This is a genomic window from Tenggerimyces flavus, from assembly GCF_016907715.1.
GTDB classification, from domain to species: Bacteria; Actinomycetota; Actinomycetes; order Propionibacteriales; family Actinopolymorphaceae; genus Tenggerimyces; species Tenggerimyces flavus.
Genome location: NZ_JAFBCM010000001.1, coordinates 5,176,480 through 5,201,571, shown reverse-complemented (window position 1 = coordinate 5,201,571; position 25,092 = coordinate 5,176,480). Strand labels below are relative to the sequence as shown.

The window sequence follows — 25,092 nt, the reverse complement described above, 5'->3', positions numbered from 1 at the left end:
GCTCAATCGGTTAACAGCGCGGCGGCGTGCCGGCCGGCGGCTGCGCAGGCGAGGAAGTACGGCGCGTCCTCGTCGTACGAACGTCCCATCGACGACACTCGCACCGGCGACTTCGCGATCGCCTCGGCCAGCCCGTCCACCTGTACCCGGACGACCGTGTGCCGCGCCCGCAGCGCCTCCACCGCGTCCCGCAGCTCGTCCCCGAACGGCGGCGGCAGCTCCGGCACGACCACGTCCGCCGCGGCCAGCGCGACCCGTCCGTACGCCGTGAGGCTGTGGTGCGACACGCCCCGGTGCCGCGGCCGCGGGTCCGCCGACGACACCCGCAGCGTCCCGACTGCCCGTCCCGACAGCGCGGCCACGGCGTTCACCGCTTCGCCCGAAGCGACGCCGGAGAAGCCCCAGCGCGTTCCCGTTCCGAGGTTCCCCGGGCCCTGCGTCACCACCGCGACGTCCACGCCCAGCACGTGCCGCGCCGCCAGCAACCCGGTGTGCAGCGTGACCGCCTCGAGGTCGCCGCCGAACGCCTGCCCGACCGTCACCGATCCCACCAGCCAGGACGCAGCCCGCAGCGACGACACCGTCTTGGAGAACGCCAACGGCAGCGCACCGCCGTCGGTCATCACGTACGCCACCCGGGTGCCCGGCCTGGCCGCGTACAGCCCGGCCAGCACGGCGGGCAGCGCGGAGTGCAGGTCGGCCACCACGACCGGCATCCCGCCGAGGTCGTCGGCGTCGCGCAGCACGTCGTACGCGGGGGAGTCGGGCTCGTCCACGCCCAGGACCATCGTCTGCAGCGGCGTGTAGCGCGCCTTGACCAGGTGCCCCGGTCCTTCGACGTCGGGCGGCAGCCGGTCGGGCACGGCCACGACCAGCGCGTAGCCGCCCGTCCCGAGCCCGCGGGCGTACGCGGAGGTGTTCAGCAGCACCCGGTCGCCGACTTCCGGCGTACCGACCAGGGAGACGTACGCGAGCGCCGGCACCGGCCCGTCCGGTGTCTCGACGTCGAGCTTCACGGTGCCGGCCCAGCCGTCACGAACAGTCGTCACGACACCCGAACGCCAACGAATCACAGCGGCGAGGCTAGTCCAATGGACCCGGGCCCGACCGCTCAGCGAGTGGTGACACGTCATCTTTCGACACGCCGGAGGGAGCCTCACGGTCGACCCGGGTCGGCGCTCGTCACTGCTGTAGCTTGGTCGGGTGGAAGGGGGTGAAAGCGCGTGCCGCCCCGCAAATCCGAGCGGCTGATGAACCTCGTCATCTGCCTGCTCGTCTCGCGTCACTTCGTGCCCAAGGCCAAGCTTCGCACGCTCGTGGAGGACTACCACGAGCTGTCGCTCGAAGCTTTCGAGAAGATGTTCGAGCGCGACAAGGAAGAGCTGCGCGAGCTCGGCATCCCGATCGAGATCGGTTCGGTCGCGTCCGGTTTCGACGACGAGGTCGGCTACCGGATCCGCCGCAGCGAGTACGAGCTGCCGCCGCTGACGTTCACCGCGGAGGAGGTCGCCGTCCTCGGCCTGGCGGCGAGGGTCTGGCAGCACGCCAGCCTCGCCGAGGCGACGTCGCGCGCCGTGCTCAAGCTCGGCGCCGAGGGCCTCGATGCCGACACCGCGCACCTCGCCGCGCTCGAGCCCGGACCTGGTGCCGGCGAGCCCTCGTTCGTCCCGCTCTGGCGCGCCGTCCAGACCCACACGGTCGTGACGTTCGACTACCGCCGTCCCGGCACCGCCGGACCGGCCCGACGAACGTTCGAGCCCTGGGGAATCATCAACTGGCGCACGCGGTGGTACGTCCTCGGGCACGACCGGGACCGGCAGGCAGCGCGGATGTTCCGGCTCTCCCGGATCGTCGGCCAGGTCAAGGAGGTCGGCAAGCCGCGCGCGTTCGAGGTCCCGGACGGCGTCGACCTGCGCGCCGAGGCGGAACGGCTGAGGCCCACCGACAGCGATCCCCGCGGCATCGCGACGATCCGCGTCCGTACCGGTGCCGGCAACGGCCTGCGCCGCCGCGCCCAGCTGATCGAACCCGACGGCGAGGGCTGGGACCTGGTCCGCGTCGCGTTCGGCGACGTGGTCACGCTGTCGGAGGAGCTCGCCGGATACGCGACCGATGTCGTCGCCCTCGACCCACCCGACGTACGCGAAGCGACGATCCAACACCTCAAGAGCCTGCTAGTGGAGTCGCGGTGATCGACGACCTGCCGCGATCCGCCGGCCCGGGCGGCGCCAAGGAACAGGTGCGCCGCCTGCTGGCCCTGCTCCCGTACCTGCTCGCCCACCCAGGCGCCCGCGTCGCCGACGTCGCGCGGGTGTTCGGGATCTCCGAACGCCAGCTCGTCGCGGACCTCGGCGTGCTCTGGTTCTGCGGGCTGCCGGGGATGATGCCCGGCGACTACATCGAGGTCGACATGGACGCCGTCGAGGGCGACGGCACGATCCACGTCTCGAACGCCGACTTCCTCACCCGCCCGTTCCGGCTCACCTCCGACGAGGCGCTGGGCCTGCTCGTCGCGCTGCGAGTGCTGCGCGAGACCGGCCGGTCGAACGAACGGGAAATGGTCGACCGGGTGATCGCGCGGCTGGAGGAGGCCGCGGGGCAGGCTTCGGGATCGGTGACGAAGCAGGTCGAGATCCAGGTCGACGCGTTCGAGGACCCGGAGATCCGCGCGACGATCCAGGACGCGTTGGACCGCGGCCGGCGGCTGCACCTGTCGTACTGGGTGCCGGCGCGCGACGAGACCACCGAACGCGATGTCGACCCGATGCGGATCTTCCTCGCCGACGGCCGGACCTACCTCGAGGGCTGGTGCCATCGGGCAGAGGACGTACGGCTGTTCCGGCTGGACCGGGTCGCGAAGGCGCGGGTGCTGGACGAGCCGGCCGTACTCCCGCCGCAGGCGCGGCCGCGGGACCTGTCCGCCGGGCTGTTCCAGCCGTCGCCCGACCACGAGCTCGCGACCATCGACCTCGACCCGCCGGCGGCATGGGTGTCGGAGTACTACCCGTGCGAGGAGGTCATCGACCTCGGCGCGGGTCAGCTGCGGGTACGGCTGCGGATCGCCGACCAGCGCTGGCTCCGCCGCCTCGCGCTGCGCCTGGGCGGGCACGCGCGCGTGATCGAACCCGCCGGCCTCGCCGAAGCAGTCAGCGCCGACGCCCGCTCCGCCCTCGCCGCCTACGAAACCCCCTGACCACCACCGCCACCCACACCTCTCCCGGCCACCTCTCCCGGCCACCGCTGTCCACACCATCCACAGCCAGCCGCACTTCACCCACCGAACCGGGGTCGGAGAGCAATTCCCACGTTGCAGAACCCCGGTCCAGTGGGTGAAGTCGCGGAAGGTGTGGACAGCGGAGGGTTGGCCGAGAGCAGATCCGCTGGTTTCCGGCCAGTGGAGCCGGAAGGATCCAGCTATGAGACTTCTCGTGCTCGGTGGCACCGTGTTCCTGTCCAAGGCGATCGTCGCGGAGGCGCTGCGGCGTGGCCACGAGGTCACCGCCGCCGCGCGGGGGACGACGAGCAACCCGCCGGAAGGCGCGACGTTCGTCAAGCTGGACCGGGACGACGAGAACGGGTTCGCCGCCCTCGAGGGCGAGTACGACGCGGTCGTCGACGTGGCGCGGCAGCCGACGCACGTACGCCGGGCGATCTCGGCGCTCGCCGACCGGGCCAAGCACTGGACGTTCGTCTCGACCTGCAGCGTCTACTCCGACGACGCGACGCCTGGGCAGCGCGTCGAGACCGCGCCACTCCGCCAGCCACTCGCGGCAGACGCGGACGAGGCCGACCCGGCGAACTACGGCGAGGCCAAGGTCTCCTGCGAGCAGGAGGTCGCGGCTGGCCGGGGGAGCGACGCGCTGATCGTGCGTGCCGGGCTGATCGTCGGCCCGGGCGACCCGAGCGACCGGTTCACGTACTGGCCGTACCGCATCGCCCGCGGCGGCGAGGTGCTCGCGCCCGGCAAGCCGGACGACCCGGTGCAGCTGGTGGACGTCCGCGACCTCGCCGCCTGGATCGTCGACTCGACCGAGAACGGGCGGACCGGCGTGTACGACAGCACGTCGACCTCGTTCACGCGCCGGCAGCTGCTGGAGGCGGTCGCGGCCGGTGTGGGGACGGACGTCCAGCTGACCTGGGTTCCGCAGGACTTCCTGCTGGCGAACGAGGTGAACGTCTGGTCCGGCCCCAAGTCGCTGCCGCTGTGGGTCGACGAGCCCGAGAACGCCGGATTCATGGCCCGCGACACCTCCGCGACGGCCGAGGCGGGTCTGACGATCCGTGACGTGGCTGATACCGCACGTGACACTCTCGTCTGGATAGTGGACGAACGCGGCGACAAGCCGTGGCGATCTGGGCTCACCGAGGCCGAGGAAACCGACCTCTTGCGTAACTGGCACAGCAGGTAGGGGCTAGGGTTGGCGCCCGTGAGGTGGGTGCTGCTCTTCGGCGGAATTGTCCTTTTCGCCCTCGTTCTGTACGCCTGCATAGGCGTGTGGCTGTGGCGACGGGCGAAGGAGCTGTTCCTCGAGCTCGGGCTCGCGGCGGACAAACTGGACCGAGCCATGGCAGAGGTCGAGGACCAAGATCGGGCACATTCGGCACCGACCGAGAGCGGCGCCGCGCGCCGAGCCTGAGACGGTGCCCATTCCCTGGCGTACCATCGAGAACAGCCACACGATGAGAGAGGCCAATCCATGCCCAATCTCGGACCCACTGAGATCCTGCTGATCATCGCCGTACTCGTCCTGCTGTTCGGCGCCACCCGGCTTCCGAAGATCGCGGCGGGCCTCGGCGAGTCGCTGCGCATCTTCAAGAAGGAAATCCGGACCAAGGACGAGGACGCCGAGAAGGCGGAGAAGAAGGACGAGACCCCGGCCCCCGCGGCTGAGGCCACCCCGCCGTCCATCACGCACACCAGTGCGAGCGGTCAGGTCCCGGCGCAGCCCGTGCAGGAGCAGGCCAAGGACACCGAGCACACCAACCGGTGATCCGCTGTTTCATCGTCGTGCCTTCCTGAGGCGCGCTGGTCCTCCCCGGGGGCGACGTGAGCATCTCCATCGGACAGTTGCTGGGCCGTAAGAAGCCCAAGCCGACTCCGGACGAAGAGGGTCGCATGACCCTCGTCGAACACCTACGTGAGCTGCGCGGCCGGCTGCTGAAGTCGGTCATCGCGCTGATCATCATGATGATCGTGGCGTGGCAGTTCTACGGCGTGCTGTTCCAGCTGTTGCAGCATCCGCTGGACACCGCGGTCGCGGCGATCAACGCCACGCGCGACGATCTCACCGTCGGCGTGAACTGGGGCAACATCTCCTCGCCGCTCATGCTCCAGTTGAAGATCACGTTCGTCGCCGCGTTGGTGGCGGCGTCGCCCATCTGGCTGTACCAGCTGTGGGCGTTCATCCTCCCCGGGTTGCACAAGAACGAGCGCAAGTGGAGCCTGGCGTTCCTCGGCACCGCTGGGCCGCTGTTCATCATCGGCGTCTTCGTCGGCTACCTCGCGATGCCGAAGGGCATCCAGGTGCTGCTGTCGTTCACGCCGATCCTCGAGGAAACGACGATCAAGACGCAGAACCTGCTCGATGTGTCGAACATGCTCGACTTCATCCTGCGGCTGCTGATCGTCTTCGGGCTCGCGTTCGAGATCCCTGTCTTCGTGATCCTGCTCAACCTGGTGGGCGTGCTGTCCGCCGCGCGGCTGAGCAAGTGGCGCGCGCCGATCATCTTCTTCATCTTCGTGTTCGCCGCGGTCGCGACTCCGTCGATCGACCCGTTCACGATGCTGATGCTCGCGGTCCCGATGAGCGCCTTGTTCATCATCTCCGAGCTGATCGCGCGCCTCATCGACAGGCGCCGCAAAGCGAGCCTGGTGGCCGCCGGCGTCGACGTGGAGAAGATCGAACGAGCCGGCGAGTCCAAGGACGACTAGCGCGCCTCGTCCGCACAAGGCCACGTCGCCCAGTAGTGTTCGCAGACGTGGCCCGTGAGATCACCGTTCTCGTCAATCCGACCTCCGGAGGCGGACGTGGCGCCCGCATGGCGGGTCCCGTCACCGAACGGCTCAGGTCCGCAGGACTCAACGCTCGTTGGGAAGCTGGCCGCGATGCCGGCGAGTCCGCCGAGCTAGCCCGCCGCGCCGTCTCGCGCGGCGTCGACGCGCTCGTCGTCGTCGGTGGCGACGGCATGATCCACCTCGCGCTGCAGGCCGTCGCCGGAACGAACACGCCGCTCGGCATCGTGCCCGCCGGCTCCGGCAACGACCTGGCCCGCGCGCTCGCGCTGCCGCGCAAGGATCCCCTCGCCGCCGTCGACTTGGTGATCGCCGGCCAGCACCGGGCGATCGACCTCGGCAAGGCTGGCGCGACCTGGTTCGGCACGATCTTCACCGCCGGCTTCACCGGCCGCGTCACCGAGCGGGTCAACACCATGCACCGGCTGCGCGGCACGTTGAAGTACGCCGCGGGCGTTGCCGCCGAGGTGCGCGACTTCACCCCCCGGCCGTACGTGCTCGAGCTCGACGGCGAACGCTGGGAGACCAACGCGCTCGTGATCGCGATCGGCAACACGTCCTCGTTCGGCGGCGGCGTCTGGATCTGCGAGGGCGCCGACCCGGCGGACGGTCAGTTCGACGTCACGGTGATCGGTCAGGTGAGCCGGCTCGATCTCGCTCGGCTCTACCCGAAGCTGTTCACCGGCCGCTCGTTCTCGCACCCCGCGATCACCCGCCGGAAGGCGAAGCTCGTCAACGTGGCCGCGCCGGAGACGTCCGGGTACGCCGACGGCGAGAAGCTCGCGCCGCTGCCGCTGACGGTCGAGTGCGTGCCCGAGGCGCTGCAGATCTTCCTGCCACCCAAGCCCTGACGGAGCCCTGACGGATGTCACGCCCGGGTCCCGACGAACGGCATCCTGGCTGATCGACCACCGGGACGACGCTGGGTGCATGCTCAGACGAATCGCTCCCGCTGTCGGTCTGTTCTTCCTGTCGCCATTGGTGGCCGAGTTCTTGCTCGGCAACCTCTCCGTCACGATGCTCGTGGGCCTCGTCGTCCTCTCCCTGCTGTACGGGGGTGGCGCGCTCCTGGTCCGCGAGGTCGCCCATCGCGCCGGGCTGCGCTGGCCGTCGATCGTGCTGCTCGCGCTCGCGTACGGCGTCCTTGAGGAAGGCATCACGACCCAGACGTTGTTCAACCCGCACTACTACGGCCACGACCTGCTGTCCTACGGGCACGTGGACGTGCTGGGCATGGGGATCCCGTGGACGGTCTTCGTCCTCACGCTCCACACGGTCTGGAGCATCAGCGTTCCGATCCTGGTCGTCGAACTGCTCGTCGGGCCGGAACGACGTACCCAGCCCTGGCTGGGGAAGGTCGGTCTGACGGTCACTGCCGTACTGTTCGCCGCCGGCGTCGTGATCACCACCGCGATGCAGCTCGCCAGTGACCCGTTCCGTGCCTCGGTCCCGCAGTTCGCCGGTGTCGTCGTCGCGATCGTGCTCCTCGTCGTCGCGGCGTTCGCGCTCCGCCGCATGCCTTCCGCACCGGTCGAGAAGCCGGCTCCCCACCCGTTGCTCGTGGTCGTCGGCACGCTCGCCGCGGGTGCGGCGGTCATGGAGCTTGCCGTCGAGGAGTCGATCCCGGCGTGGCTCGGCGCCCTCGCGCTGGTCGCGTTGGGCGCCCGTCAGGTGCCGCGCGAAGCGAGGTCCGGCGGAGAGCACGTAGCCTGGGGGCATGACCACTCCGGCGGAGCGGTACGCACAGGTCGCGAGGGATAACGGAACGCGACTGCGGGCGTTCCGCCAGCTCTACGACTTCGACCTCGACCCGTTCCAGGAGGCGGCCTGCCGCGCCCTGGACGCTGGGAAGGGCGTGCTCGTCGCCGCCCCGACCGGCTCGGGCAAGACGGTCGTCGGCGAGTTCGCGGTCCACAAGGCGCTCGACACCGGCCGGAAGTGCTTCTACACGACGCCGATCAAGGCACTGTCGAACCAGAAGTTCAACGAGCTCTCCGAGCGGTACGGCCAGACCAACGTCGGCCTCCTGACCGGCGACAACACGATCAACGGCGAAGCCCCGGTCGTCGTCATGACCACCGAAGTGCTGCGCAACATGCTGTATGCGGGGTCCTCCACGCTCACCGGCCTCGGCTACGTGGTCATGGACGAGGTGCACTACCTCGCCGACCCGTTCCGCGGCGCCGCCTGGGAGGAGGTGATCATCCACCTCCCCGAGTCGGTCCAGCTCGTCAGCCTCTCGGCGACGGTGTCCAATGCCGAGGAGTTCGGCGAGTGGTTGGAGACCGTACGCGGCGACACCGAGGTGATCGTCGAGGAGCGCCGGCCCGTTCCGCTGTTCCAGCACGTGATGGTCGGCAAGCGGATGTACGACCTGTTCGCCGACACCGGCAACCCCGACCTCGAGGCCCGCGTCAACCCGGAGTTGACGCGAATCGCCCGTGACGACTGGCGACACGGCCGCGGCCATGAGCGCGGTGGCCGGCGCGGGCAGCGCAACCACAACCGATCCCAGCGGGTCGCGTTCACACCGAACCGTTCGCAGGTCGCGGAGAAGCTCGAAGCCGAGGCCTTGCTGCCGGCGATCCAGTTCATCTTCAGCCGGCAGGGCTGCGAGTCCGCCGTGATGCAGTGCCTGTACTCCGGGATCCGCCTCACCACGCCGGACGAGGCGGCCGAGATCCGCGCGTACGCGGAGGAACGCACCGCCGAGCTGCCCGACGAAGACCTCGCGATCCTCGGCTACCACGAGTGGCTCGAAGGCCTCGAACGCGGACTCGCCAGCCACCACGCCGGCCTGCTGCCGACGTTCAAGGAGGTCGTCGAGTACCTGTTCGCCCGCGGCCTGGTGAAGATCGTCTTCGCGACCGAGACGCTGGCCCTCGGCATCAACATGCCGGCGCGTTCGGTCGTGCTCGAGAAGCTGGTGAAGTGGAACGGCCAGGCGCACGCCGACGTGACGCCGGGGGAGTACACCCAGCTGACCGGGCGGGCCGGGCGGCGCGGCATCGACGTCGAGGGTCATGGCGTCGTGCTGTGGCAGCCGGGTCTCGAGCCTGCATCGGTCGCCGGCATGGCGTCGACGCGTACGTACCCGCTCCGCTCGAGCTTCCGGCCCTCGTACAACATGGCGGTCAACCTCGTGCGCCAGTTCGGCCGCGACCGGGCGCGCGAGCTGCTGGAGTCGTCGTTCGCGCAGTTCCAGGCCGACCGAGCCGTCGTGAGCCTCGCGCGGCAGGTGCGGCGCAGCGAGGAGGCGCTGGAGGGGTACGCGGAGGCGGCGACCTGCCACCTCGGCGACTTCATGGAGTACGCGAACATCCGGCGCGCGATCAAGGACCGCGAGACCGGGCTCGCGCGGCGGCAGCGCACCGACCGGCGCGCGCAGGTGGTGGAGTCGCTCGCCAAGCTGCGTGCCGGCGACGTCATCCACGTACCGGCGGGCAAGCGTGCCGGGCTGGCGCTCGTTCTCGACCCGGGACACGGCTTCCGCAGCGGCGACGAGCCGCGGCCGACGGTGCTGACCGCCGACCGGCAGGTGCGCAAGCTGTCGATGGTCGACTTCCCGACGCCGGTGGAGTCGTTGACGCGCATGCGGGTGCCACGTTCGTTCAATCCGCGCAACGCACAGCAGCGGCGCGATCTCGCGAACTCCCTGCGCCACAAGGCGCCTGACTCTCCGCCGAGCCGTTATCGGCGGGGCAGCAACGCCGCCGACGACGAGACGCTGCAGGACCTGCGCGCGTCGATGCGCGCGCATCCCTGCCATGGTTGCGACGAGCGCGAGGACCACGCCCGCTGGGCGGAGCGCTACCTCCGGCTCGAACGCGAGACGCAGGCCGTGCAGCGGCGGGTCGAGCAGCGGACGAACACGATCGCGCGGCAGTTCGACCGCGTGTGCGAGGTGCTGGACGAGCTGGGCTACCTCGACGGCGACCGGACGACGCCGGCGGGGGACCGGCTGGCGCGGATCTACACCGAGCTGGACCTGGTCGCGGCCGAGTGCCTGCGGCAGGGAACGTGGGACAAGCTGACCGTGCCCGAGCTGGCCGCGAACCTGTCGGCGTTGGCGTACGAGTCCCGCACCCCCGACGACGCCGCCCCGCCGCGACTGCCGGCCGGTGCGGCACGGGAGGCGCTCGGGTCGTTGGTGTCGACGTGGGGAGATCTGGACCAGCTGGAGCGGGACTTCCACCTGGACTTCCTGCGCGAGCCCGACCTCGGCTTCGCCTGGGCCGCGTTCCGCTGGGCCTCGGGTGCTCAGCTGGCCGACGTGCTGACGGAGTGCGGGCTGGCGGCGGGGGACTTCGTCCGGTGGGTGAAGCAGATCCTCGACCTCGCCGACCAGGTGGCGGATGCGGCAGGGGACAGCGACCTGCGCAAGACCGCCCGCGGCGTCGTCGAAGCCATGCGCCGCGGCGTGGTGGCTTACGCCACGCTGACGGCCTAGGCGAACCCGACCAGCTCGACCGCCACCACGCGTTCGTACAGCGTCCCCTCCTGCCGAGCCGCCTGCTCGACGGCCGTGAGCGATGGTGCGCGGAAGAGGCAGAGCGCGCCCTCGTCGCCTCGTACCAGAACCGAGCCGAGGTACGTACCGGAGCATGCGGCTGCCACCCGCGAGCCGGCGGCCCGCAGCGAGGCGGGCGTCAGGCCGGTCGCGTAGCGCTCGACGAGATACACGTCCATACCTAGGACGGTAGGAAAAACCTGGGCCCGCGACATCGGGCGATCACCTACATTTGGGCCCGTGGACGAGCTGATCGGGCGGGAGGCCGAGCTCGACCGCCTCACGTCCTTCTTCGCCACGGACGACGGGCCGGCCGCCTTGGTCGTCGACGGCGAGGCCGGCATCGGCAAGACCTCCCTGTGGCGGGCGGCCGTCGCGACAGCGAGGGAACGCGGCACGACCGTCCTCCGTTGCCGTCCCGTCGAGGCCGAAGCACCACTGGCGTTCGCCGGTCTCGCGGACCTCCTCGCCGACGTGGCCGACGACGTCCTCGCCGCGCTGCCACCGCCCCAACGCCAAGCTCTCGCGACCGCACTGCTCCGAGGCGACGACGAGCAGGCGCGGATCGACCCGCGCGCGGTCTCGGCCGCGACCCTCACGGCGCTGAAGCTGCTGGCCGAACGAGCCTCCGTCCTGATCGCGATCGACGACGTCCCCTGGCTGGACAGCTCGACCGAACGCGTGCTGACATTCGCGATCCGCCGCGTCGACACCCTCCCGATCCGCATCCTCCTCGCCAGGCGAACGCCGGCGCCCGCGGAGCTGCCGCTCGGCCTCGACACCGCCTTCCCCACGGTGGAACGGCAAACGCTCGGCCCGGTCAACCTGCGCGAGTTGCAGCGGCTGACCCAGAACGCCCTCGGCCGCACGCTGCCTCGTCCCATGCTCGTTCGCGTCGAACGGGCGTCCGGCGGGAATCCCCTGTACGCGTTGGAGATCGTCCGCGCACTCGACCGCGGCGGCATCGATCCCAAGCCGGGCGAGCCGCTGCCCGTGGCGGGCAGGTTGCGCGACCTGCTCGCCGATCGCATCGCGGCACTCGCTCCGGACGAACGCGCCGTCGTCCTGCTCGCGGCGGCTTCCGCCAAGCCCACCGAAGCGTTGCTTCGCGGCCAGCCCGGAGGCACGGCTGCCATCGAACGAGCCGAAGAAGCCGGACTGATCGAGCTCGACGGCGGACGCGTCACGTTCACGCACCCGCTGATGGCCTCGACGCTGTACGGCGACGCGACCGCGACCCAACGACGCCACGCCCACCGGACCCTCGCGGAAGCCGCGACCGTCGCCGAGGACCGCGCCCGGCACCTCGCCCTGGCCATCGGCGAGCCCGACGCCGACGTCGCCCGGGCCCTCGAGCAGGCGGCCGAGGGGGCGGTACGGCGCGGCGCCGCCGCCGCGGCGACCGAACTGTTCGAGCTCGCCGTCCACCGCACCCCGCCGGCCGACACCGCCGACCGGTTACGCCGCCAATTGGCGCTCGCGAGGCATCGGTTCCGCGACGGCGACACGCCCGGCGCGGCCCGCCTCGCCCAGCAGGTCCGCGCCGAAGCGGGACACCCTTCCACGCAAGGCGAAGCCGCTCTGCTGCTCGCCGAGATCGAGTTCGACAACGGCAACGCCGACGGTGCGGCCGCGCTCCGGACCGAGGCCCTCGTCCTCGCGGCGGACGACCTCCACCTCGCGGCCAGGGCGCACGTCCTCGCGGCTAGCGAGGAGTACGAGGATCTCGAAGCGGCCTTGGCCCACGCGGAGAAGGCGATCGCGCTTCTGGAGCGGCTACCGACCAACGATCCGCAGACGAGCAGCAGCGCCCTCCAGGCATACGTCGAGCTCAGGGTCTCACTGGGGCTGCCGTACGACCGGGAGCGCGCCGAGGAAGCCGTCCGAGTCGAGGAAGGCGCCGCCCCGTTCCGCGTGTCCAAGCGCGCGATCACCGGCCTCGGCGCCTGGCTGACCACGCTCGACGAGCTCGACGACGCCCGCCGCGCGTTGACCGAGGCGTACCAAGCCGCTGTCGACGAAGGCGACGACAGCAGCGTGTCCTTCCTCCTCGGCCATTTGGCCAGACTGGACTGGAGATCGGGCGACTGGCACCGGGCCCGCGAGCTCGCGTTGGAGTCGATCGAAACGGCCGGCGCCAGTGGGCAGGCGTCGCAGCGCGGTGCGGCGATCTACCTGCTCGGCATGCTGGACGCGGGGCTCGGCGACATCGACGCCGCCCGGGCCGAGGTCGACGAGAGCCTCGCGTTGGCGTCCGACCTGTGGGAACGCCGGCGCGCCCTGTGGCTGCAGGGCTTCATCGAGCTGACCGTCGGCGACCTTCGGGCGGCACGCCCGAAGCTCGAGGAAGCCGTGGAGCTGAGTGTCAAGATGAGGTTGCGCCATCCCGCCTCCCGTCAAGAAGTAGTTGACGCAGCGGAGGTCCTGGTGGGCTTGGGCGAACGAGACAGGGCGCGCGAGCTTCTCGACGAGCACGAAGAGATCTCGACCCGGCTCGACGTTCCGACCAGCCGGGCACGAGCGGCGCGCGGTCGCGGGCTGCTGCTCGCCGCGGAAGACGACATCGACGGCGCGAGGGAGGCGTTCCACGAGGCGCTCCGCCAGCACGGGCGCGTCGCCGTCCCGTTCGAGACGGGCCGTACGTGGCTGGCGTTGGGGCAGCTCGAGCGCAGGCAACGGCAGAAGAAGCTCGCCCAGTCCGCGCTCACCGAGGCCGACCTGATCTTCACCGCGCTCGGCGCGCGGTCCTGGACCGAACGAGCCCGTGACGAGCTCAGCCGGGTCGGACTCCGTTCCGTCAAGCCGGGCCTACTGACCGAGACCGAACGCCGCGTCGCCGAGCTCGCCGCCACCGGGCTCACCAACCGCCAGGTCGCGAGCGAACTGTTCATCAGCCCGCGCACGGTCGAGGCTCACATTGGTCGCATCTACGGGAAGCTCGGGATCCGTTCGCGTGCCGAGCTCGGCCGGACCCTGGACGCGCTGGCCGAGGAGTGACACAACGTTCAGTACGTTCTGAACGAAGCGTACGATAGGGCACGTGACCACCGGCAAGCTGGACGTCTCGACCCTGCTCAGCGACGACGTGATGTGGACGTTGCTCGGCACGCTCTACCTCCGCGCGTACGAGAGCCGCTCGCCCCACTCGATCCTCCGCGACCACTATGCCGCCGAGGCACTGGAGCGGATCGAGTACGACGAGCCCGCGCTCGCCCGAAGGCTCCGGCCGAAGACGAACCAGTTCCTCGTCGCGCTCCGCGGCAAGCAGCTCGACACCTGGACGACCGCGTTCCTCGACCGCCACCCCGACGCGACCGTGCTGCAGGTCGGCTGCGGGCTCGACAGTCGCGCACTACGGCTCCAGAAGCCGAAGAACGTCCGCTGGTACGACCTCGACCTCCCCGACGTGATCGCCATACGCAGAAGGCTGTTCGAAGAGCGCGACGGCCACTGGATGATCGCCGCGTCGGTCACCGATGACGACTGGCTGAGAGCCATCCCGAACGACCGCCCCACCCTGATCATCGCCGAGGGCCTGTTCCCGTACCTGCAGACCGACGACGTCCGCAAGCTCCTGCAACGCCTCAGCGACCACTTCGGAACCGGCGAGCTGCTCTTCGACTCGCTGGCGCAGTGGATGACGCGCTTCATCAAGGTCTTCGTGTTCAGCTTCCGCGACGGACACGAGATCGAAAGCGGGAACAACCGCCTGCGGCTCCAAGAAACCTCGCCGTTCTCGACGTTCTGGCCGCTCATCCACTCGCCCGGAATCCGGAGGCTCTACCAGGTCGGCCACAAGTTCAAGGCCTGGCGCAACCTGATGGTCAGCTACCGATTCACCTTCTGAAGTAGGCTCCTCAGACAGCCATCGGGGCTCCGGGAGGTGAGATGCCGCGCATCGCGTTGGTCGGTGTCGCCCACGTCGAGCTGACCCGGCGCGTCCTGTCCGACCTGTTCCTGCACCCCGAGCTGCGCGGCCAGCTGGAGATCGTCCTGCACGACGACGATCCCGGCGTGCTCGCGACCTCCGAGTCGCTCGTCCGTGCCCTGGACACCGAGGCCGACGCCGCGGCGACGATCCTCGCCACCGCAGACCGGCACAAGGCGTTGGACGGCGCGGACTTCGTGGTCGCATATCTCGACGTCGGCGGGTTCGAGGCCACGCTCAAGGACTTCGAGATCCCGCATCGGTACGGGCTCCGCCAGACCATCGGCGACACGATCGGCATCGGCGGCATCTTCCGCGGCCTGCGTACGATCCCCGCCTTCGTCGACCTCGGCCAGCAGATGGCCGAGCTCTGCCCGGACGCCTGGCTGCTCAGCTGCAGCGACCCGATGGCGATGACCGGCTGGGCCGTCGAGGAGGCCACCGCCTTCGGCCGCTTCGTCGGCGTCTGCCACGCGGTCTGCGACACCCACATCTACCTCGCCGATCTGGTCGGCCGGGACGTGGACGACGTCGACTTCCTCAGCGCGGGCCTCAACCACCAGTCGTTCGTGCTCAGGTTCGAAGCGGGCGGGACGGATCTGTACCGCGAGTTGGACAATGCCGTCGAGGCCGACGAGGAGCTGGCGCGGCACGTTCGGGTCGAGCTCTACCGGAGGTTCGGCTACTTCCCGACCCAGTCGAGCGAACACGCGGCGGAGTACGTTCCCTGGTTCCTGCGGCATCCCGGCGAGACCACGCGCCTCGGCGTGCCGGTCGAGGAGTACCTCCGGCGCGCCGGCAAGAGCCTGCACCAGTACGAGGAGACGCGCCGCGCGCTGTCGGCGGGCAAGCCGCTGCTGATCCGCTACCAGCACCAGGAGCCCGCCGCCGCGGCGATCCTCGCGATGCTCACCGGGCAGCCCAAGCAGGTGTACGTGAACGTCCGCAACGGCGGCCTGATCGACAATCTCCAAGCGGGCAGCTGTGTTGAGGTGCCCGCGACTGTCGACGCGACCGGTGTGCACCCGCAGGCTGTCGGCGAGCTGCCGATCCAGCTGGCGGCGTTGAACCGTACGTTCCTCAACGTGGTCGAGCTGACCGTGCGCGCCGTCCTCGACGAGGACCGGCGGCACATCTACCATGCCGCGATGCTCGACCCGAACACCGCTGCCACGTTGCCGTTGCCGGCGATCGAACGGCTCTGCGACGAGCTGATCGCGGCCCACGGCTCGTTGCTGCCCGCCGCGATCGGGACAGTGCGATGACCGAGTCGATGCCGACCGAGGTGCGGCGCGAGCGGATGCTCGGCATGCTGCAGGAGCAGGAGTTCGCCCGCGTCGCCGAGCTGGCCGAGGCGTTCGGCGTCTCCAGCGTGACCGCCCGTGCCGACCTGGATGCCCTTGAGGAGCAGGGGAAAGTCCGTCGCGTACGTGGCGGCGCGGTCGCCGCGACACCCGCGTTGGGGACCGAGCCGTCCTTCGAGCTGTCGCTCGGTGAGATGGCGGTCGAGAAGGCGTTGATCGCGCGGGCCGCGGCGCGGTTGATCGGGTCGGGCGAGAGCGTCCTGATGGGCGCCGGCACCACAACGGCCTACGTGGCAAGGGAGTTGGTCGCCCGCGCCGACCTCGCCGAGGTCACGGTGTTCACGAACGGGCTGCGTACGGCGCTCGAGCTCGAGCCCGCGCTGCCTCGCTTCAACGTCGTCGTGACCGGCGGCAGCCTGCGCCGGCAGCAACACTCGTTGGTGGATCCGCTCGGCACGAAGATCCTGGAGAACATCCGCGCCAACACGGTGATCTTCGGCTGCGGCGGCATCCATCCCGAAGCCGGCATGACGAATCTCAACCTGCCGGACGCGGAGATGAAGCAGCGCATGGTCCGCGCCGCCACCCGACGCATCGTGGTCGCGGACTCGTCCAAGCTCGGCGTGATCGAGATGGCCCCGATCTGCGCGCTCACCGACGTCGACCTGCTGATCACCGGCGAGTCGGCCGATCCCGCGATCGTCGCCGACCTGCGCGACCGCGGCCTGAAGATCGAGATCGCCAGCTAGGGCTAGGCGGTCTGCCGGCGTACGAGTTCGTGGATCCAGATCGGCGCGAACGGCGAGGTACAGCCCGGGGGAGTCGGATAGTCCTTCAGCACCTCGAGGCGCTCGCCGATGTCGATCGCGCGGGCGCGGTGCTCGGGGAAGTCGATCCCGATCTGCGCCAGGCAGTGGTTCATCGCCCACTGCAGGCGTTCCGGGGCGTCCTTCATCTCCGCCTCGATCAGGTCGAGCAGCCCCACCAGGTCGAGGCCCTCGGGCTTCTTCAGCACCCGTTCGGTGGTCAGCGCCCAACCGGCACTCGCCACCACCGGGTCCAGGTCGGCGAACCAGGTGACCCGCAGCTCCTCGGCGTACGGGCCCTTCTTCACCACGTAGTTGACCAGCCAGTCGTGCACCTTCGGCGTCCGCGCGTCGCGCAGCATGCCGTCCAGCTCGTCGCGGGAGAACGCCTTCGGCCGGCAGATCAGCAGCGCCAGCAGGCGGGCGGCGGTGTCCGAGGTCGCCCAGAGCTCCCGCGCGAGGTCCTGCTGCGTCTTCAGCCGCTTGGCGACCGCGCGCAGCTTGCCGAGGTTCACGCCGTGGTCGTCGCCGCGCTTCTCGTTCACCTCGCGTGCCCGCGGGTCGTCCAGCGCGGCCAGCTCGGCCCTCAGCTCGGGCACCGTTTCGGCCACCACACACTCCCATCCCATCAGGTGTGGGAGCAGCCTACGCAGGAAAGCCTGCGAAGTACTGATAAGAATGCTGATGCCCGCGCCAGTTGCCCTCCGTAGCGTGCGTAGCGACACCGAAACCGACTTGGGAGGCCCAGAATGGGCAAGGTCTTCACCCACATGACGATGTCTCTGGACGGGTTCATCGCGGATCCGAAGGACGACCCGGGCGAGCTCTTCGACTGGTACCAGGCGGGCGAGGTCGACATCGAGAACCAGAACGAGACCGTCGAGATGCGCGTCGACGACGACAGCGCCGAGGTGCTGCGTGAGTGGACCAGCAACACCGGAGCGCTCATCGCCGGTCGGCGGCTGTTCGACATCGCCGACGGCTGGGGCGACAAGCACCCCGTCAACGCCCCGGTGGTGGTCGTGACGCATCAGCCGCCGGCGGACGCCGCGACGAAGTGGCCGACGACGACGTTCGTGGACAGCGTCGAGGCCGGAGTCGCCAAGGCCCAGGAGATCGCCGGCGACCGGCACATCTCGATCGCCAGCGCGAGCATCATCCAGCAGGCGCTCGCGCTCGGTCTGGTCGACGAGGTGTACGTGAGCCTCGTCCCGGTGCTGTTCGGCGAGGGCATCTCGTACTTCGGCAAGGTCGACCAGGGCCACCTGCTCCTCGAGGACCCGGAGGTCGTCCGCGGCCGCCGCGCCACCCACCTCAGGTACAAGGTCAGCCGCTGACCGCCACTGCTTCACACCGTCCGCCGTCACCGTCCACAGCTGCTTGCGACTTCACCCACCGAAGCGGGGCTTGGCACGCTGTTGCCACGTTGTAGAACCCCGATTGGGTGGGTGAAGTCGGGGACGGGTGTGGACAGTGCGGCGCTAGGCGAGCGTCACGCGCAAGGGCTCGGGGAGCAGTGGGCCGTGGGCGAGCGTGAGCTCGTCCGCGAGCCGCCAGATCTGGTCCAGGGACAGCGCGGCCGAGGTGTTGGGGTCGACCATCATCGCGTGCCGTACGTGCTCGGGTCGCCCCTCCACGGCGGCGCGGACAGTCAGCTCGTTGACGCTCACGTACGTACGGTTCAGCGCCGCGCACTGCGGCGGCAACGCCCCCACCGGCAGCGGTGACACACCGGCGGACGACACCGTGCACGGGACTTCCACGACGGCGTCGCTCGGCAGGTTGGCGATCAGCCCGTAGTTGCGCACATTGCCGTACACCAGCCGCGGCGTCCCGGTCACCATGCTGTGGATGATCTGCGGCGCATACTCGTTCGAGCCCTCCACCGCGACGTCCGTCCCGGCGCGGACGGCGTCGCGGGTCCGCTCGAACTCGCGGACGTTCTCCCGGCTGATCCCCAGGTAGGCGTCGACCGGGATCCGCAGCCGGGCGATCTCGTCGTCGTGGCGCAGCATCCACGGCAGGTACTCCGCGGAGTGCTCGCTGGTCTCGGTCGGGTAGTGGCCGAGCCGCCGGTAGAGCTCGATCCGCACCCGCCGGCGCAGCTCCGGATCGGCCGCGATCAGCGCGTCGAGCCGGTCGTAGAGGTTCTCCCCGGCCGCCTCGAACCGCAGCACCCACGCCTGGTGGTTCACCCCGGCCGCGAGGTAGGAGACGGACTCGTACGGCACCGACACCAGGTCCGACAGCCCCTGCATCGTCCAGTACACCGAGTGGCAGAGGCCGACGAGGTTGCGCACCTTGCCGGTGAGATACCAGACGTTCATCGCCATCGGGTTGGTGTAGTTGAGCACCAGCGCGTCCGGGCACTCGGCGCGGACGTCGGCGGCGAGCGCGTCGAGAATGGGGAACGTTCGTAGCGCCCTGAAGATGCCGCCCACGCCTATCGTGTCAGCGATCGTCTGCCGTAGCCCGTACCGCGCGGGGATCTCGAAGTCGGCGGCGGTCGCCGCGTACCCGCCGACCTGCACGGTGTTGATCACGAAGTCGGCGCCGGCCAGCGCCTCGCGCCGGCCCAACGTCGCCACGACGGACGCGTCGACCCCACGGGCCGCGGCGACCCGATGCGCGACGGCCTCGGCCACCCGCAGCCGCTCCGGATCGATGTCGTGCAGGGCGATGCGTGCGTCCTTGAGCTCGGGATACGCGTACAGATCCGCCAACAGCCCTTGGGTGAACACGACGCTGCCCGCGCCGATGAACGCGATCTTCGGCCTCATGACGTCGCCTCCTCCCAGGTCGGCTGCGCCGCCGTGCCGCCTGCCGCTCGGGTCGACAATGTGCCGCAGCGCACGGCGACCGCCAGGCTCTCCGCCAGCGGCAACCCGCGCAGCCGCGCGGCCAGGAAGCCCGCGTTGAACGTGTCGCCCGCCCCCACGGTGTCGACGACCTCTGCGGGAGCGGCCGGCGCGCGCACCACCGAGCCACCGTCGGAGTACGCGAGCCCGCCGTCGACACCGCACTTGACCACTGGCATCGGGCCCAGCGCCGCCAGCGCGCGGGCCGCGGCCTCGAGATCTTCCAAGCCCGCAAGGCCGCGCGCCTCGCTCTCGTTCACCAACAGCACGTCTGTCGTCGGGAGCACCGCGTCCAGCCCGGACCAGGTCCCGGACGGATCGTCGTTCGTGTCGACCGACGTCGTGGCACCGACCTCGTGGGCAGCGGCGAACAGCGACGGCAGCGTCTTCTGCAGCGTCGGGTGCAGGAACAGCGCCGAGGAGTGCACGTGCGACGTACGCGCCAGCAACGACTCCGGGACGTCGGCGGCCTCGACCCGCTCCAGCGCACCGCGCGACGTCAGCATCGCGTGCCGCTTGCCGTGGACCAGCACGACCGTCAGCGCGGTCGGAGCCTCGGAGTCGACCACACATGCCGAGACGTCGACGTCGCGCCGGCGGAGCGCGTCGAGCACGAACCGGCCGGCCTCGTCGTTGCCGACCCGGCCGACGAACGCCGTACGCAGCCCGAGGCGGGCGGCCCCGCAGGCCGTGATCGCACCGGAGCCACCGAGCACCAGCTCGCCGCCGTCCACGAGCTCCTCATGACCGAACGAGGGGTGTTCGGGCGCGCCGGAGACGATCACGTCCGGGTTGGCGTCGCCGACGACGAGCAGGTCTATTTCCTTGGCGGAGGGCACGCGACGAACGGTCGCAGGCCACGGCCGATCTTGTCAACGCTTTCGATTCCGCCGCCTGGCACCGATCGAAAAGAAAGTCTTGACAAGATTTCGAAAGCTCGCATGATAGGCACCAACACTCCGGCCGGACCCTCAGGAGGTCGCACGATGCTTCTGCGCGCAGCTCTCGCCGGAGTGGTGGCGATGTCCGCGTTCCTGCTGCCCGCCGGAGCAGACGCCGCCGCGGGACCGCCGCCGCGGCCACCCAAGCCGGCCGCGCCGCCGCACCTACCGGTCCACCCGTTGGCGTACGCCCCGGGCCCGCTGGACAACCCGCTCAAGGGCTTCGCCCCGTTCCTCGACGGCATGGACGACCCGACCGCCGGCTACCCGCACAGCCTCGACTGGGCGTACCTCGCGCTGAGCGAGGTCGTCACCGACCCGAACGACTGCCGCAAGCTCGACTGGAGCCTGCTGGAGAGCTACCTCGACCGCGCCGCCGCGGCCGGCCACCAGGTCGCGATGCGCTTCTACATCACGTACCCGGACGGCAGCGGCACGCATCCGGAGAACGGGCTGCCGGCCTGCCTCACCGACAAGGTCGCGATGCGGCCGGACACGTTCTGGGGCGTCGAGCACCCCGACTACGACGACCCCGACCTGCTCGCGGTGCTCCGGCACTTCACCAGCAAGCTCGGCAAGCGGTACGACGGCGACCCGCGCATCGGCTTCCTCACCATGGGTCTCGTCGGGCTGTGGGGCGAGTGGCACACCTGGCCGTACGACACCGACACCTCCGACGGCTACCCCAACTACATGCCGGCCATCGCCAACCAGAAGCGCGTGATCGACTGGCTGGACGACGCGTTCGACACGACGATGCTCGAGGCACGGTACGCCGAGCTCGCCGATTCCGCCGTCATGCAAGCCGATGTGGGCTTCCACGACGACTCGTGGTGCTTCATCGAGGGTGGCAAGGGCGTCACGCTGCCGGAGTCGCTCGGCGGCTGGGACTGGTCGCAGTTGGCGGGCTTCCTGCGCGCGAACGCCGAGAACAGATGGGTCACGAACTCGATGGGCGGCGAGGTCCGGCCGGAGATCCAGCGGCACGCGTTCGCGAACTATCCCGCGGGGAACGGCGCCGACGTCGACGACGTACGCGCCTGCATCGAGCTCGAGCACTCCACCTGGAAGATCAACCACGCCGGCATCCTGAACTACGACCCGGCCGATCCGAAGGTCGCCGCGGCGGTCCGCGCGATGGGGTACGAGCTGCACGTCAGCGCTGCCCGGTTCAAGCCGACCGTGTCGCACGACCTCGACATCGGCGTCACGATCGAGAACAGGGGAGTGGCGCCGTTCTACTACCGCTGGCCAGTCGAGCTCGGCCTGCGCGACGCCAGCGGTCGGGTCACGAAGACCTGGCGTACGGGCTGGGACGTCCGCAAGGTCCAGCCGCTGAAGATCCGCGCCTACCCGGACTGGCAGACGAGCAAGCCCTACCTCGACTTCGGCTGGCCGCAGCACTACCGGACGAGCGTGAACGTCAACCACGTACGATCCGGCAGCTATGACCTCGTGATGCGCGTCGTCAACCCGCTGTTGACGGGGAAGAAGCTGCGCTTCGCCAACGCCGCCCAGGGCGCCGACGGCTGGCTCGACCTCGGCACGGTCCGGGTTCGCCGATGACGGCGACGGCGTCGTCGCTGGAACAGACGACGACCCGGCGACCGCAGACGCCACGGCGGCGTCGGCGCGGCGACGGCCGCATCGCGATCGCGTTCCTGGCGCCGGTGATCGTGGGCTTCGCGGTGTTCTACCTGTATCCCGCGATCCGCGGCACCTGGTTCTCCCTCACCGACTGGAACCTGCTGTCCGAGCCGAAGTTCGTGGGCCTGAAGAACTACGCCACGCTCATCCACGACCCGCTGTTCTGGAACTCGCTGAAGGTCACCGGCTACTACGTCGTGCTCTCGGTCGCGTTCCAGCTGCTCGTCGGGATCGTGCTGGCGACATTGCTGCACCGGGTGACCCGGTCGCTGGTGATCCGTTCGCTCCTGCTGGTCCCGTGGCTGGTGCCGAACGTCACCGCCGGCCTGCTCTGGATGTGGCTGCTCGACGCCAACCTCGGCTTCTTCAACCACCTGCTCGTCAGCCTCGGCGCCGACAACCAGGGCTTCCTCACCTCGCCCGCGCTCGCGATGCCGAGCGTGGTGCTGATCAGCTCGTGGAGCGGCGTCGGCTACACCGCACTGCTGTTCTACGCGGGCATGCTGATGATCCCGTCGCAGCTGTACGAGGCGGCGGCGATCGACGGCGCGAGCGAGCTGCGGACGTTCTTCCGCATCACGCTGCCGCTGCTCCGCCCGATCCTCGCGTTCGTGCTCGTCGTATCGCTGATCGGCGCGGTGCAGCTGTTCGACACGATCGCGGTCACCACCAAGGGCGGACCGGTGAACGCGACGCGCGTCATCTACTTCTACATCTACGAACAGGCCTTCACGCACTTCAAGATGGGGTACGCGTCGGCGCTCGCGCTGAGTCTCGTGCTCGTGCTCGGCGTCCTCACGTTCCTCCAGATGCGCCTGCTGCGCGCCTCCACCTCGGACCTCGCATGAGTACGCCAACGGATCGTCGCAAGGTCACGCCGACGCGCGTCCTCGCGTGGGCCTTCGTGGTCGTCGCGCTCGTGGTCTCGCTGTTCCCGCTGTACTGGATGTTGCGGACCGCGATCACCCCGGGCCGGGAGCTGGCCGGCGACAACGCCGGCCTGCTCCCGAACCATCCGACCCTGTTCAACTTCGAGCGGGTGCTCGGACTGGTGACGCGCGAGGAGGCCCGGGCCGCGGGTGGCTCGGGCGCCCATCTGGACTTCTTTCTGTACCTGCGGAACTCGGTCGTCTACACCGGCTTGATCACGTTCCTGCAGACACTGTTCTGCGCGATGGCCGGGTACGCGTTCGCGCGGCTCCGCTTCCGTGGGCGCGACCTGCTGTTCGGCTTGTTCGTCGGCGCGTTGATGGTCCCGCCGATCTTCACCCTGCTGCCGAACTTCGCGCTGGTGAAGGAGCTCGACTGGATCAACACCTACCAGGGCTTGATCGCGCCGAGCGTGCTGATGACGCCGTTCGCGGTGTTCTTCCTGCGCCAGTTCTTCCTCGGGATTCCGCGCGATGTCGAGGAGGCCGCGTTGATCGACGGTGCGGGCAAGTGGGTGATCTTCTGGCGGATCGTGCTGCCGATCACCAAGGGGCCGTTGCTGACGGTCGCCCTGACGACCGCGGTGTGGACGTGGAACGACTACCTGTGGCCGCAGCTCGTCGCGCCGGGCGAGGAGACCCGCGTGCTCACCGCCGCTCTCGGCATCTTCCTCAAGCAGTCGCCCAACACCGCGCCGGACTGGACCGGCCTGATGGCGGGGTCTGCGCTGTCGGTGATTCCCGTTCTGCTGTTGGTGATCTTCTTCGGTCGCCGCCTCGTCGACTCCATCCAGTTCTCCGGCCTGAAGGGTTAGTCCTATGAAGAAGGCAGCGATTCCGGCGCTGGCACTGCTTGTCGTGGCCGCCGCGTGCAGTGGGGGAGGCGGCGGGTCGTCCGGTGGCAAGGTGGAGTTGACGTATGCGCTGTGGGACGACGTCCAGCAGGCCTCGTACCAGAAGTGTGCCGACGCGTTCACCAAGGCCAACCCCGACATCACCGTGAAGATCACGCAGAACGCGTGGGACCAGTACTGGCAGAACCTCACCACCCAGCTCGTCTCGGGTGAGGCGCCCGACGTCATCACGATGCAGGCGTCGTACTACCCGCAGTTCGTCAAGAACGGCCAGCTGCTCGACCTGCAACCGATGGCCGACGCTGACAAGGTGGACTTGACGCAGTACCGGCCGGGGCTCGCCGAGGTCTGGGTCAAGGAGGGCAAGCGGTACGGGCTGCCCAAGGACTGGGACACGATGGCGATCATCTACAACGCCGACCAGGCGAAGAAGGCCGGCGTCGATCTGTCCAACCTCACCTGGAACCCGACCGACGGCGGCACGTTCGAGCAGGCGATCGCGAAGCTCACCGTCGACGCGAACGGCAAGCGCGGCGACGAGCCCGGCTTCGACAAGAGCAAGGTCGCCGTGCGCGGGATCGTGCCCGAGCTGAACGACGGCTCGCAGGGCCAGAACGGCTGGGGCGACCTCGCGGTCTCCAACGGCTTCAACTACATCGACAAGAACCCGTTCGGCACCAAGTACTTCTACGACGACCCGAAGCTGGCCGAGACCGTCGACTGGTTCCGGAGCCTCGCCGTCAAGGGTTACTCGGCGCCGTACGACAAGACGAGCTCGCTCGGCACCGACGCCGTGCTGAACTCCGGCAAGGGCGCGCTCGGCATCACCGGCTCGTGGATGATCAAGGCGTACCTCGAGTCGACCGAGCAGAAGTTCGCGTTCGCGCCGCTGCCCACCGGACCGCAGGGACGCAAGTCGGCGTTCAATGGGCTCGCCGACGTCATCTACGCCGACACCGACCACCCGGACGAAGCGTGGAAGTGGGTCAAGTACCTCGGCTCGACCGCCTGCCAGGACGTCGTCGCCACCGACGCCGTGGTGTTCCCCGCGATCACGTCCTCGTCGGAGAAGGCGCTGGCCGCGCACGAGAAGGCGGGCCGCGACGTGAAGCTCTTCGTCGAGCAGGCCGACGCCAAGGACGGCACGTTCCTGCTGCCGGTGAGCGACCACGGCGACGAGATCAACCAGATCGTGGCCACCGCCATGGAAGAGGTGTGGCTCGGCCAGAAGGAAGCAGCACCCGCGCTGAGCGCGGCGAACGAGAAGGTCAACGCCCTGTTCGCTTCCGACTGACTCCTGGA

At 69.6% G+C, this 25,092-nt stretch carries 23 protein-coding genes; 18 read left to right on the top strand and 5 right to left on the bottom strand.

The features are described from left to right. Positions 1-2: 2 nt before the first annotated feature. Positions 3-1,049 carry a DUF3866 family protein gene (locus tag JOD67_RS24380; protein WP_307782532.1) on the bottom strand — a complete coding sequence of 349 codons (1,047 nt, stop codon included), beginning with the start codon at positions 1,047-1,049 and terminating at the stop codon, positions 3-5. Positions 1,050-1,223: 174 nt separating this feature from the next. Here JOD67_RS24380 and JOD67_RS24375 point away from each other — a divergent pair, with 174 nt between their 5' ends. The 9 genes from JOD67_RS24375 (at position 1,224) to JOD67_RS24335 (ending at position 10,463) form a co-directional block, all read left to right on the top strand. Continuing rightward, positions 1,224-2,192, top strand: coding sequence for a helix-turn-helix transcriptional regulator (locus JOD67_RS24375; protein ID WP_205120021.1), 969 nt, complete (start codon positions 1,224-1,226; stop codon positions 2,190-2,192). Next, complete coding sequence (locus JOD67_RS24370; RefSeq protein ID WP_307782531.1) at positions 2,189-3,193, top strand: helix-turn-helix transcriptional regulator; 1,005 nt, start codon at positions 2,189-2,191, stop codon at positions 3,191-3,193. Before JOD67_RS24375 ends, JOD67_RS24370 begins: the two co-directional genes overlap by 4 nt. Positions 3,194-3,416: 223 nt before the next feature. Next, positions 3,417-4,409 (top strand): NAD-dependent epimerase/dehydratase family protein, encoded by a 993-nt coding sequence (locus JOD67_RS24365; RefSeq protein ID WP_205120020.1) that lies wholly within the window; start codon positions 3,417-3,419, stop codon positions 4,407-4,409. An 18-nt stretch (positions 4,410-4,427) separates the two neighbouring features. Next, the gene (locus JOD67_RS24360) at positions 4,428-4,637 is read left to right on the top strand and encodes a hypothetical protein (RefSeq protein ID WP_205120019.1); all 210 of its coding nucleotides are present in this window, start codon (positions 4,428-4,430) and stop codon (positions 4,635-4,637) included. A 60-nt stretch (positions 4,638-4,697) separates the two neighbouring features. Then, the gene (tatA, locus tag JOD67_RS24355) at positions 4,698-4,991 is read left to right on the top strand and encodes a Sec-independent protein translocase subunit TatA (protein WP_205120018.1); all 294 of its coding nucleotides are present in this window, start codon (positions 4,698-4,700) and stop codon (positions 4,989-4,991) included. Positions 4,992-5,047: 56 nt separating this feature from the next. After that, positions 5,048-5,932, top strand: coding sequence for a twin-arginine translocase subunit TatC (gene tatC / locus JOD67_RS24350; protein ID WP_307782530.1), 885 nt, complete (start codon positions 5,048-5,050; stop codon positions 5,930-5,932). Positions 5,933-5,979: 47 nt separating this feature from the next. Beyond that, a complete protein-coding gene (locus JOD67_RS24345; RefSeq protein WP_205120017.1) occupies positions 5,980-6,864 on the top strand; it encodes a diacylglycerol/lipid kinase family protein in 885 nt (294 codons plus the stop codon). Between the two features lie 79 nt (positions 6,865-6,943). After that, positions 6,944-7,774 (top strand): AF_0692 family protein, encoded by an 831-nt coding sequence (locus JOD67_RS24340; protein ID WP_205120016.1) that lies wholly within the window; start codon positions 6,944-6,946, stop codon positions 7,772-7,774. Next, positions 7,731-10,463, top strand: a complete 2,733-nt coding sequence (locus JOD67_RS24335; protein ID WP_205120015.1) for a DEAD/DEAH box helicase — start codon at positions 7,731-7,733, stop codon at positions 10,461-10,463. The genes JOD67_RS24340 and JOD67_RS24335 overlap by 44 nt, the downstream gene beginning before the upstream one ends. On the opposite strand, the gene JOD67_RS24330 is transcribed toward JOD67_RS24335, so the two are convergent. Then, complete coding sequence (locus JOD67_RS24330) at positions 10,460-10,702, bottom strand: nickel-binding protein (RefSeq protein WP_205120014.1); 243 nt, start codon at positions 10,700-10,702, stop codon at positions 10,460-10,462. The two genes, JOD67_RS24335 and JOD67_RS24330, sit on opposite strands and share 4 nt — an antisense overlap. 61 nt (positions 10,703-10,763) lie before the next feature. Here JOD67_RS24330 and JOD67_RS24325 point away from each other — a divergent pair, with 61 nt between their 5' ends. The 4 genes from JOD67_RS24325 to JOD67_RS24310 are packed head-to-tail and all read left to right on the top strand — an operon-like array spanning position 10,764 to position 16,504. Continuing rightward, positions 10,764-13,520, top strand: coding sequence for a helix-turn-helix transcriptional regulator (locus JOD67_RS24325; RefSeq protein ID WP_205120013.1), 2,757 nt, complete (start codon positions 10,764-10,766; stop codon positions 13,518-13,520). Between the two features lie 43 nt (positions 13,521-13,563). Then, positions 13,564-14,370: a class I SAM-dependent methyltransferase gene (locus JOD67_RS24320; RefSeq protein ID WP_205120012.1), complete on the top strand. Its 807-nt coding sequence runs from the start codon at positions 13,564-13,566 to the stop codon at positions 14,368-14,370. Positions 14,371-14,411: 41 nt separating this feature from the next. After that, positions 14,412-15,716, top strand: a complete 1,305-nt coding sequence (locus tag JOD67_RS24315) for a family 4 glycosyl hydrolase (RefSeq protein WP_205120011.1) — start codon at positions 14,412-14,414, stop codon at positions 15,714-15,716. After that, positions 15,713-16,504 carry a DeoR/GlpR family DNA-binding transcription regulator gene (locus tag JOD67_RS24310; RefSeq protein WP_205120010.1) on the top strand — a complete coding sequence of 264 codons (792 nt, stop codon included), beginning with the start codon at positions 15,713-15,715 and terminating at the stop codon, positions 16,502-16,504. Before JOD67_RS24315 ends, JOD67_RS24310 begins: the two co-directional genes overlap by 4 nt. 2 nt (positions 16,505-16,506) lie before the next feature. Here the strand turns inward: JOD67_RS24310 and JOD67_RS24305 are convergent, their stop codons facing one another. Next, positions 16,507-17,172, bottom strand: coding sequence for a DNA alkylation repair protein (locus JOD67_RS24305; RefSeq protein ID WP_205120009.1), 666 nt, complete (start codon positions 17,170-17,172; stop codon positions 16,507-16,509). Between the two features lie 138 nt (positions 17,173-17,310). Here JOD67_RS24305 and JOD67_RS24300 point away from each other — a divergent pair, with 138 nt between their 5' ends. Further along, positions 17,311-17,898, top strand: coding sequence for a dihydrofolate reductase family protein (locus JOD67_RS24300; RefSeq protein WP_275577174.1), 588 nt, complete (start codon positions 17,311-17,313; stop codon positions 17,896-17,898). 144 nt (positions 17,899-18,042) lie between these two features. Here the strand turns inward: JOD67_RS24300 and JOD67_RS24295 are convergent, their stop codons facing one another. Both JOD67_RS24295 and JOD67_RS24290 read right to left on the bottom strand, forming a co-directional pair. Further along, positions 18,043-19,341: an alpha-glucosidase/alpha-galactosidase gene (locus tag JOD67_RS24295; RefSeq protein WP_205120007.1), complete on the bottom strand. Its 1,299-nt coding sequence runs from the start codon at positions 19,339-19,341 to the stop codon at positions 18,043-18,045. Further along, the gene (locus JOD67_RS24290) at positions 19,338-20,258 is read right to left on the bottom strand and encodes a carbohydrate kinase family protein (protein ID WP_307782529.1); all 921 of its coding nucleotides are present in this window, start codon (positions 20,256-20,258) and stop codon (positions 19,338-19,340) included. The genes JOD67_RS24295 and JOD67_RS24290 overlap by 4 nt, the downstream gene beginning before the upstream one ends. A 147-nt stretch (positions 20,259-20,405) precedes the next feature. Between JOD67_RS24290 and JOD67_RS24285 the strand changes: the two genes are divergently transcribed. The 4 genes from JOD67_RS24285 to JOD67_RS24270 are packed head-to-tail and all read left to right on the top strand — an operon-like array spanning position 20,406 to position 25,084. After that, positions 20,406-21,926 carry a DUF4832 domain-containing protein gene (locus tag JOD67_RS24285; protein ID WP_205120006.1) on the top strand — a complete coding sequence of 507 codons (1,521 nt, stop codon included), beginning with the start codon at positions 20,406-20,408 and terminating at the stop codon, positions 21,924-21,926. Then, entirely contained in the window at positions 21,923-22,855 is a 933-nt protein-coding gene (locus tag JOD67_RS24280) for a carbohydrate ABC transporter permease (protein ID WP_205120005.1), read from the top strand. Before JOD67_RS24285 ends, JOD67_RS24280 begins: the two co-directional genes overlap by 4 nt. After that, complete coding sequence (locus JOD67_RS24275; RefSeq protein ID WP_205120004.1) at positions 22,852-23,751, top strand: carbohydrate ABC transporter permease; 900 nt, start codon at positions 22,852-22,854, stop codon at positions 23,749-23,751. Before JOD67_RS24280 ends, JOD67_RS24275 begins: the two co-directional genes overlap by 4 nt. Before the next feature lie 4 nt (positions 23,752-23,755). Further along, the gene (locus tag JOD67_RS24270) at positions 23,756-25,084 is read left to right on the top strand and encodes an ABC transporter substrate-binding protein (protein WP_205120003.1); all 1,329 of its coding nucleotides are present in this window, start codon (positions 23,756-23,758) and stop codon (positions 25,082-25,084) included. Positions 25,085-25,092: the final 8 nt, after the last annotated feature.